This window comes from Kitasatospora sp. NPDC054939, assembly GCF_053610105.1.
Genome location: NZ_JBSGXP010000237.1, coordinates 1 through 7152, shown reverse-complemented (window position 1 = coordinate 7152; position 7152 = coordinate 1). Strand labels below are relative to the sequence as shown.

8 protein-coding genes are annotated in these 7152 nt (G+C 74.5%); 2 read left to right on the top strand and 6 right to left on the bottom strand.

The window, feature by feature from the left end:
* Nucleotides 1-82 precede the first annotated feature (82 nt).
* Nucleotides 83-265 carry a PspC domain-containing protein gene (locus tag ACWGB8_RS37105; protein ID WP_452218070.1) on the bottom strand — a complete coding sequence of 61 codons (183 nt, stop codon included), beginning with the start codon at nucleotides 263-265 and terminating at the stop codon, nucleotides 83-85.
* A gap of 390 nt (nucleotides 266-655) precedes the next feature.
* Here ACWGB8_RS37105 and ACWGB8_RS37100 point away from each other — a divergent pair, with 390 nt between their 5' ends.
* Nucleotides 656-1306: a PhzF family phenazine biosynthesis protein gene (locus tag ACWGB8_RS37100; RefSeq protein WP_452218069.1), complete on the top strand. Its 651-nt coding sequence runs from the start codon at nucleotides 656-658 to the stop codon at nucleotides 1304-1306.
* A 16-nt stretch (nucleotides 1307-1322) separates the two neighbouring features.
* On the opposite strand, the gene ACWGB8_RS37095 is transcribed toward ACWGB8_RS37100, so the two are convergent.
* The 4 genes from ACWGB8_RS37095 to ACWGB8_RS37080 form a co-directional block, all read right to left on the bottom strand.
* Complete coding sequence (locus ACWGB8_RS37095) at nucleotides 1323-1871, bottom strand: VanZ family protein (protein WP_452218068.1); 549 nt, start codon at nucleotides 1869-1871, stop codon at nucleotides 1323-1325.
* A gap of 76 nt (nucleotides 1872-1947) precedes the next feature.
* A complete protein-coding gene (locus ACWGB8_RS37090) occupies nucleotides 1948-2382 on the bottom strand; it encodes a hypothetical protein (protein WP_452218067.1) in 435 nt (144 codons plus the stop codon).
* Entirely contained in the window at nucleotides 2379-3893 is a 1515-nt protein-coding gene (locus tag ACWGB8_RS37085; protein ID WP_452218066.1) for an ATP-binding protein, read from the bottom strand. Before ACWGB8_RS37085 ends, ACWGB8_RS37090 begins: the two co-directional genes overlap by 4 nt.
* A 37-nt stretch (nucleotides 3894-3930) precedes the next feature.
* Entirely contained in the window at nucleotides 3931-4608 is a 678-nt protein-coding gene (locus ACWGB8_RS37080) for a response regulator (RefSeq protein WP_452218065.1), read from the bottom strand.
* A gap of 718 nt (nucleotides 4609-5326) precedes the next feature.
* Here ACWGB8_RS37080 and ACWGB8_RS37075 point away from each other — a divergent pair.
* Nucleotides 5327-6004: a SigE family RNA polymerase sigma factor gene (locus tag ACWGB8_RS37075; protein ID WP_452218071.1), complete on the top strand. Its 678-nt coding sequence runs from the start codon at nucleotides 5327-5329 to the stop codon at nucleotides 6002-6004.
* 295 nt (nucleotides 6005-6299) lie between these two features.
* Here ACWGB8_RS37075 and ACWGB8_RS37070 read toward each other — a convergent pair whose 3' ends face one another.
* Nucleotides 6300-6938 carry an ATP-binding protein gene (locus tag ACWGB8_RS37070; protein ID WP_452218064.1) on the bottom strand — a complete coding sequence of 213 codons (639 nt, stop codon included), beginning with the start codon at nucleotides 6936-6938 and terminating at the stop codon, nucleotides 6300-6302.
* Between the last annotated feature and the right edge of the window lie 214 nt (nucleotides 6939-7152).

Below are 7152 nucleotides of genomic sequence, written 5' to 3'. Positions count from 1 at the left end.
GCCCGGGGGAACACACCCCCGGGCGGCCGGCCCGTTCCGCCTGCGCGGGTGGTCGCAGGCCGTGCGGCAACGGCTCCTTCGGCTACGGCTCCTGCGGCAGGAACAGCCAGAGTGCCAGGTAGATCAGGAACTGTGGACCCGGCAGCAGGCAGGACGCGAGGAAGATCAGCCGGACGGTCCACGGCGTCAGCCCGAAACGCTCGGCGATCCCGGCGCAGACACCGGCGATGACTCGGTTGTGACGGGGGCGGGCGAGGCGGCTCATGGCGGTACTCCCTCTGCTTGCTGCGGCGCTCCGTTCGTTCCCGGTCTCTCCGGCGGGCGTACTTCCATACTGGTCCCCGCCGCCGCCCGATTCCTCGGCCGCAATGCCGATCCCGACCCCGGCTCCCTCCCCGGCTGGACGGACCCCCGTCTCGGGGTTCCCCTCGGGGTCACCCCCGGAATCCGCCGCCCCCGGGAACCGGGCGGCCGTCGTGCGAGTCCCGGGGCCCTGTGCGTTGGCGGACGGACTCAGGAGAGGGCGAGTCGGCGGCGGCGTGGGGGAGGTACGCGTTCACGGGTGCGAGGGTGTCGTGCGGGGGCCGGCCGGGGTGCCGGATGTCGGTGTGGTGGATGGGAACCCCTCCCGGGCCTCCCGTGGTTGGCTTGCCGGATGACCGACTACGAGGTGGTTCACGTCTTCTGCGGGCCGGACGGCGAGTACGGCAACGCACTGGGTGTCGTCCGGGACGGCGGTTCGCTGCCCTCGGATGCCGAACGGCAGGCGCTCGCCGCCCGGTTGGGCTTCAGCGAGACGGTGTTCGTGGACGACGCCGCCGCCGGGGTGATCGACATCTGGACGCCGGCGCTGCGGCTGCCGTTCGCCGGGCACCCGTGCGTGGGGGTGGCCCGGTTGCTCGGCTTGCCGCAGTTGGTGACCCGGGCCGGGGTGGTGGGCGCCCGGAGCGGCGGTGACGGGTTCACCTGGATCGCCGCGCGGGCCGACTGGGCTCCGCCCCGTACGCTGCGCCGGTACGGCTCGGCGGCCGAGGTGGCGGCGCTGGAGGTCCCGCCGCCCGGCGCGTGGGTGTACGCCTGGGCGTGGGAGGACGAGGGCGCCGGACGGGTTCGGGCGCGGGCGTTCCCGGGGCGCGGGGACGGCATCGACGAGGACGAGGCGACGGGTGCGGCGGCGCTCCTGCTGACGGCCGAGCTGGACCGCGACCTGCTGATCACCCAGGGGCGCGGTTCGCAGCTCGCGACCCGCCGGTCGGGCGGCGGGCTGATCGAGGTCGGCGGCCGGGTCCGTACGACGGACCGCTAGCCGGCCCTCCGACCGGTCACCGTGCGCGGGAGGCCGGCTCCGCGTACACGGGGGTGCGGGCGGCACCGGACGGGACGGTGACCTGCGGCGCCTGCGGCAGCCGGGGCCGGCGCTGCGGCGAGCGCAGCAGGTGCCGGGAGGCCGGGACGACGGCGAGGTGGGCGGCGGCGACGCCGATGACCGCGAGCAGTATGTGGTCGACGTTGAGCACGTGCCCCGGGGTCCAGGAGGACAGGAACTCCAGTCCGGTGGCGAGCAGTGCGGCCACGCCGGTCGTCCGGAGGAAGGACGGCAGCCAGGACGCCCGGACCCGCCCCCCGGCCATCGGCAGGAGCACGCCGAGCGGGGCGAGGACGAGCAGTTCGCCGATGACCTGCCACCAGCTGGAGGAGCCGAGCGAGGCCAGCGGCCGCAGGTTCGCGTCGTACACCCAGTCGACCGGGAGGGGCCGCAGGACCAGCCAGCCGGCCAGCAGCAGGTGGACGGCGAGACCGGCCACCCCCGCCAGCCGGAGCTTGCGGTGGCGGCGGTACACGGCCGTTGCCGGCTCGGTCTCGGTCTGCACGCCGGGGAGGACGCGAGCCGGTTGTGCGGCGGTTCCCACCTGGGGCGTGAACATTCCGGTACGCGCCGGGCGGCCGTCAGCGGCAGGTGGGGGTGGCCGACGGGGTGCCGGACGGTGCCGCGCCCGCGGTGCCTCCGGTGCCCCCGGCGCCCCCCGGGCTCCCGGTGCCCGCCGTGCCCCCGGCGCCGCCCCCCGGGGCACCCGGGCCCGACGGCGCGGGCGCCTGGGCGGTCGGCGAGCCGGCCGCCGGCGCGGACGGGCTGCGGCTGGGCACGGCGGTGAACGCGTTGCCCGGCGCCGGCTTGGGCACCCCGGACATCACCGTCGGCGCGGCCGGCGTCGGCATCGGCGTGGGGATCGCGGACGGTATCTGCACGGGTGTCGGGCAGGCCGTACGGCTGGCGGGGGCGCCGGCGTCCACCGGGACGGCGGTGGGGCGGATGCCGCAGCCGACGGCGAGGACGGCGCACAGGGCGAGGGGTGCGAGGGCGGCGAGACGGCGGGGGGTCACTGGGACGCGTCCTTCGGGGAGCTTTCGGTGCTGGGCGGGGGCGGCGGGGTGTGCGGCAGGGTCAGCGTGAAGGCCGCGCCCACCTCCCCGTTGGCCGCCGTGATGGTCCCCCCGTGGATCTGGGCGTTGGCCATCGCGATCGACAGCCCCAGCCCGCTGCCCTCCGACCGGGCCCGGCCCTTGTCGGCCTTGTAGAAGCGGTCGAAGACGTGCGGCAGCACGTCCTCGGGGATGCCGGGACCGCTGTCGGAGACCTCGACGACCACCGACTGCCCGGTCTCCCGCACCCGGACCCGGACCGGGGAGCCGCCGTGCTTGAGCGCGTTGCCGATGAGGTTGGCGAAGACGACGTCCAGCCGGCGCGGGTCGACGACGGCCCGGATGCCGCGCGGGGCGTCCACCTCGACGGCGTCGTACCAGGCCCGGCCGTCGATGCAGGACATGATCAGGTCGGCGATGTCGACCTCGTCGGCGACCAGCTTGGCGGTGCCGGCGTCGAAGCGGGTCACCTCCATCAGGTTCTCCACCAGGTCGGACAGCCGCCGGGTCTCGCTGACCACGAGCCGGACGGCCGGCTCGATCATCGGGTCGAGCGATTCGGCCTCGTCCTCCAGGATGTCCGTGACGGCGGTCATCGCGGTCAGCGGCGTGCGCAGTTCGTGCGACATGTCGGCGACGAAGCGGCGGCTCTGCGCCTCGCGCGCGCTCAACTCCTCGACCTGCTCGTGCAGGGACTCCGCGGTGCGGTTGAAGGTCCGGGCCAGGTCGGCGAGTTCGTCGGAGCCGTCGACCTCCAGCCGGGTGTCGAGGTGGCCCTCGCCGAGCCGCCGGGCGGCTTCGCCGAGGCGCTTGACCGGGCGCAGGACGGTCGCCGAGGCGGCCTGTGCGAGCAGGGCCGAGCCGATCAGCGCCAGCAGGGTGGCGATGGCGAGCGACCAGCCGAGGGTGTTGAGGTCGGCCCGCTCGTTGTCCAGCGACTTGAACATGTACGCCGTCGGCCCGGTCGGTACGACCTTGGTGCCGCCGATCACGAACGGGCGGCCCTCCAGGTTCTGGCGTTGCCAGTACAGGTGGTACGCGTACGGGTTGTTCTCGGTGACCTGCCGTTCGCGGGCGACCGTCGTCTGCAGGGCGGCCGGCACCTCGGTGAGCGTGTACCGCCCGGGGTCCGAGGAGGCGACGCACTCCGGGCGGGCGCCGTCGACCACGACGACGTCGTAGCTCAGGCCGGAGCTCGCCACCGAGTCGGCCAGCAGGCGCAGTTCCTCGCAGGTGGCGTTCAGCGGCAGCGCGGAGACGTTGCGGGTCAGCGACACCCGGAAGTCGTTGAGCGCGGTGTCCTGGGCGCGCTTGAGCACCGCGTCCCGGTTGAGCCAGTACGCGATGCCGGAGGCCGAGACGGCGGTGAGCAGCGCGACGGCGGCGAACACCGCGATGAGCCGCACCCGCAGTGAGCGCAGGCGGCGCCACGGGCCCGAGGAGAACCGGGTCGTCGTCTGGTGGTCAGTCACTGGAGCCTGTCGCTAGAGGAGATGAGGGCGGTACCGGTCAGGCCGGCGGGTCGAGCCGGTAGCCGACCCCGCGCACGGTGCGGATCAGCGTCGGTGCGGACGGGACGTCCTCGACCTTGGCGCGCAGCCGCTGGACGCACGCGTCGACCAGGCGGGAGTCGCCCAGGTAGTCGTGCTCCCAGACCAGGCGCAGCAGTTGCTGGCGGGAGAGGGCCTGACCGGGGCGGCGGCTCAGCTCCAGCAGCAGGCGCAGTTCGGTCGGGGTGAGCTGGAGGTCGTTGCCGTCCTTGGTGACCGTCATCGCGGCGCGGTCGATCACCACCGTGCCGTAGACGGACGAGTCGGAGCTCTCGCGCTCGCCGCGGCGCAGGACGGCCCGGATGCGGGCGTCCAGGACGCGCGGCTGCACGGGCTTGACCACGTAGTCGTCCGCGCCGGACTCCAGGCCGACGACGACGTCGATGTCGTCGGAGCGCGCGGTGAGCAGGATGATCGGCAGCTGGTCGGTGCGGCGGATGCGGCGGCAGACCTCGAAGCCGTCGATCCCGGGCAGCATGACGTCCAGCACGATCAGGTCCGGCCGCTGCTCCTTGAAGAGTTTCAGACCGTCCTCGCCGGAGGCGGCGGTGGCCACGCGGTGGCCCTGGCGGGTGAGGGCGAGTTCGAGGCCGGTGCGGATGGCGTCGTCGTCCTCGATCAGAAGGAGGAAAGGCACGGCCTCATTCTGGCCCACGCCGCCCGGCGAATCACCCCCCTCCCGGGTGGACGGTCGGGAGGCGGGCGCGGTGCGGGGGCGAAGGAGGCGTCGGGGAGGTGCCGCGAACCGTGCACGGGCGGCGGCGGACCCGGGTCCGCACCCCTGCGGAACGCGCCTGTTCCGGGCGGGAACCGGGCGGCGGACTCCCCGCGTCCGGTACGGCGGGAGGGGTGCGGGACGAAAGGCCCGGCCCTGTGACACCCCTGTGACAGTCGGCGGACAGCGCCATCACAACCGGCGGGCAGGATTTTCCATGTCGCCGCAGGACAGCGGGCCAACCGGCCGGCTGATCGGCGGCTACGGGAACCGCTCGTACCGAACAAGGGGGCGCACGATGAACGCAACGCTTCAGACCCGGAGCAACCCGGCTGTCCGCAACGCGCGTTCGTCAGCCGCTGCCCACCGGACCCGGTACGAGGTCAGGACCGACGAGACCTCCGGTGCCGTGGTCGTACGGGGGTGCGCACACAGCACCGGTGGAAACACTGCGGCTCGCCGGGTGAGCGGCGGCAGCAGGCAGGGGGAGGTGTTCGGGATCGGCCGCATGGGGAGTGCGGTCGACTCCGGCGACACCTTGACGCTGCGGGGGATCCTCCCCGTCCGCGTCGGGAGCAAGGACGCCCTGGGGGGTACTGGGGGAACGGGAGTCGCCGGGGGGCCGGCGGCTCGCGGGGAGATCGGGGCCGGGGGCCTGCGGAGGGTCGGCTCGGGGGAGTCGGCCGGCCGCGAGGCCGCAGGTGCGACGCTGCTGCGGGTGTCCCCCGCGGCGGGTCGTGCCGTCGACGGCGGGCAGGGAGGGGCGCAGGGGGAGCACTCGGCCGTAGCGGAGGACCACACCAAGGAGTTCACCGCGTACGTGCGCGAGCGCCGCGCTTCCCTGTACGCCACGGCGTACCACCTCACCGGTGACCGCTATGAGGCCGAGGACCTGCTGCAGAGCGCGCTCTTCAGCACCTACCGGGCCTGGGGCCGGATCACCGACAAGGCCGCGGTGGGGGGCTACCTCCGCCGCACCATGACCAATCTGCACATCTCCGCCTGGCGGCGCCGCAAGGTCAACGAGTACCCGACCGAGGAGCTGCCGGAGACGGTCGGCGACAGCGACGCGATGGGCGGCACCGAGCTGCGGGCCGTGCTGTGGCAGGCGCTGGCCAAGCTGCCGGAGAACCAGCGGACGATGCTGGTGCTGCGCTACTACGAGGGCAAGACCGACCCGGAGATCGCCGATGTGCTGGGCATCAGCGTCGGCACGGTCAAGAGCAGCATCTGGCGCGCCCTGCGCCGGCTGCGCGACGACGAGCACCTGAACCGCAACGGCGACACCGCCCACGCGTTCGGCGAGCTGGTCGCCTGAGCACGGCACACGGACCCGGGCCGGGGGCATCGCGGCCCGGGCACGGAAGACCACGGGGAAGGGACGGGACGAGGGGACGGAACGGGGACCAGGGGACTGACAGGACTCCCGTCGGGGGACGGGTGGGACGGTTACGGACGGGGTGGCCCGGGCTCGGGGGAGCGAAGGCCACCGGGGGAGTCCGGCGGCCGTCCGGCAGGTGAGGAGCGGCGGGCCCGGTGCGGGGGGAGAAGCACCGGGCCCGCCGCCCCTTCGCGTTTCCGGCGGCGGCCCGCCCGGGGCCCGGGACCGAGGTTCAGACCGAGGACAGCTCGCGGGTGCCGGCGGCGGCGCGGATCCGGCGGGCGGCCTCGGGGCCCGCGCAGGGGTGGGCGCCCAGCCCGACCTGGCGGCCGACGATGCCGCGTTCGGCGCGCATCAGGCGCCAGCCCCGGCGGAGCAGTACGGGCAGCGACTTGCGGCCCTCCCGGACGTCCCGGCGCAGTCGGCGCCACGCCGTGGTGGTGGGGCGGTTGCGCAGGCAGATGGCGTCGCCGAGCAGGCCCTCGGTGGCGCACTGGCCGGTGATCTCGGCGGCGAAGATGCCCTCGGCGATGAACGCGGGGGCGCCGGCCAGGTCGAACGCGCGGGTGGCGATGCGGCCGTTGTCGGGGATCGAGTAGACCGGGACGTCGGCGCGGCCGTGCTCGTGGAGGCTGCGGATGGCGGCGAGGGCCTGCTCGCGGTGCCAGGAGAGCGGGGAGTCCCAGTCGACCGCGCCGTCGGGCAGCCGCGGCAGGGTGGGGTCGTCCCCGTCCTTGTAGAAGTCGTCGAGCTGGAGGACGGGCAGTCCGCTGCGCTCGGCGAGCGAGGACTTCCCCGATCCGGAGGGTCCGGACAGCAGGACCACGCGGGCACGGGCTATCGGCGCAGGGTTCAGCGGGGAGTCACTCACGGGACACCAGTCTGACGCATCCGGGCGGGATGCCGAAACCGTGCGGGCCCGGGTTTCCTGCGGTGTTCGGCACATTCGCCGGACGGCCCGCGTCCCCCGCGGCGAACGGCCCCGGCCCCCGACCGGGGTGCGGTCGGGGGCCGGGCCCGGTCGGGATAAGAACTGCCAGATCCGGGCGGGTAGGGTGGGCACGTGGTGGATACTAGCCAGGTGG

What these genes read in the sequence shown, in the direction of transcription:
- ACWGB8_RS37105 (WP_452218070.1), bottom strand. Translation starts at nt 265, where the DNA reads ATGAGCCGCCTCGCCCGCCCCCGTCACAACCGAGTCATCGCCGGTGTC.
- ACWGB8_RS37100 (WP_452218069.1), top strand. Translation starts at nt 656, where the DNA reads ATGACCGACTACGAGGTGGTTCACGTCTTCTGCGGGCCGGACGGCGAG.